1 protein-coding gene is annotated in these 1478 nt (G+C 50.2%); it reads right to left on the bottom strand.

Annotated features, from left to right (window positions below; genetic code table 11):
* Window positions 1-1229 (bottom strand): sensor domain-containing diguanylate cyclase (locus tag BM122_RS21210; RefSeq protein ID WP_177198255.1); only part of this gene is annotated, 1229 nt, incomplete at its 3' end.
* Window positions 1230-1478 lie beyond the last annotated feature (249 nt).

Consider the following 1478-nt stretch of genomic DNA (forward strand, 5'->3'; position numbering starts at 1 on the left):
GCAAGGCACACTCTGTTCCGCCCACTCTCCTTCGCCTGATACAGCGCTTTGTCTGCCTGATTGAGCAGCGTATTTAGGTCGGTGTTTCTATCCTTGAGACTAGCCACGCCTATCGATACCTTGAAATACAGCGGCATACCCGTCTCCAGCGTCACTGCGGTACAGGCCACATCCTCGCGCAAGCGCTCCGCAACTTCTGATGCCCTTTGAGGATCGGTCTCAGGCAACAATACGGCAAACTCTTCCCCGCCTATACGTCCGGTGATATCGACTGTACGGAGTATTTTGCGCATGACATCGGCAAGCCGTTTGAGCACAGCATCACCCGCCTGATGCCCATGTCTGTCGTTGACCTTTTTGAAGTTGTCGATGTCGAGCATGAGCATGGAAAGAGCATGGCCATATCGCTGTGCACGAATAAGCTCGGCGTGGCCCTGCTCCATGAAAAAGCGGCGGTTGAACAGTCCGGTCAGATAGTCCTGGCGTGCCTGTTGCTCAAGCTTTTCTTTCAACATCTCCAGCTCTGTAATATCCGTAGAAATACCGCATAGCCCACAGATCCTGGTCTTCTTATCGTTTTCGTAAATCGGCGTTTTAATCTCCCAGTAGATGCGCATGTTGCCATCCTCACTCTTGCAGATGACTTTCTCTGCAGTATCTTCGCCATGGATGAGCACACGTGTGTCGATGTCATGCATTTTGGCTACCGTTTCGGGTGGAAAAAAACGCGAATCGGAGCTGCCCGCAAGCTCCTCTGCCGAACACTTGAATAACTCCAGGGTCGACCGGTTGGCGTAGACATAACGCCGCTGTTGGTCCTTCATGAAAATATACGTGGGGATACGATCCAGTGCAAAACTGAACCGATTAATCAGTACACGAGCTTGCACTGCCTCTTTCTCGAGCTTACGCTGGCGGTGTTGGTGGAAAAATAGTCCCATGGTGGAAGCAAGTACAATTACTCCAAAAAGTATCCCTTGAGCTAAAACGTGCTGTCGCCATGACTGGAAGATGGAATCGGAATCACGATTGACAGCCACTACCAAAGATTTGTCCATCTTGAGATCTGGCGGATAAGTAGTGCGCAGAGCGAGCATGCCATGCTCCTGAGTGGCATACACGATACCCGTGAATACTTCCTCCTTTTTGCCACTACTCTGATGTCGCGTAAAGAACGAATCAGGATGCCTCAGATTCATTCCTTCTATATTATCTCTTTCAGGCATCATGAGGAATATCAAGCCATCGCTGTGTGCAAGAGCGACCCACATACTTGGCGCATATTGCACTGACATCATAAGGGTTTTGAAATATTCCGGATCAAGCGTCGCAGAGACGAGGCCGTCAAATTCGCCCTGCTCCCCCGGAATTATGCGGATGATGTTAATGACGTACGTCTTATGTACGGTTTCGAATGGTGGTGAGAGGTAAAGGATGTCCGCGTTGGGATGCCGTTTGACTTCCTGAAAATAATCGCG

Source organism: Nitrosomonas communis (genome assembly GCF_900114745.1).
Taxonomy (GTDB): Bacteria; Pseudomonadota; Gammaproteobacteria; order Burkholderiales; family Nitrosomonadaceae; genus Nitrosomonas; species Nitrosomonas communis_A.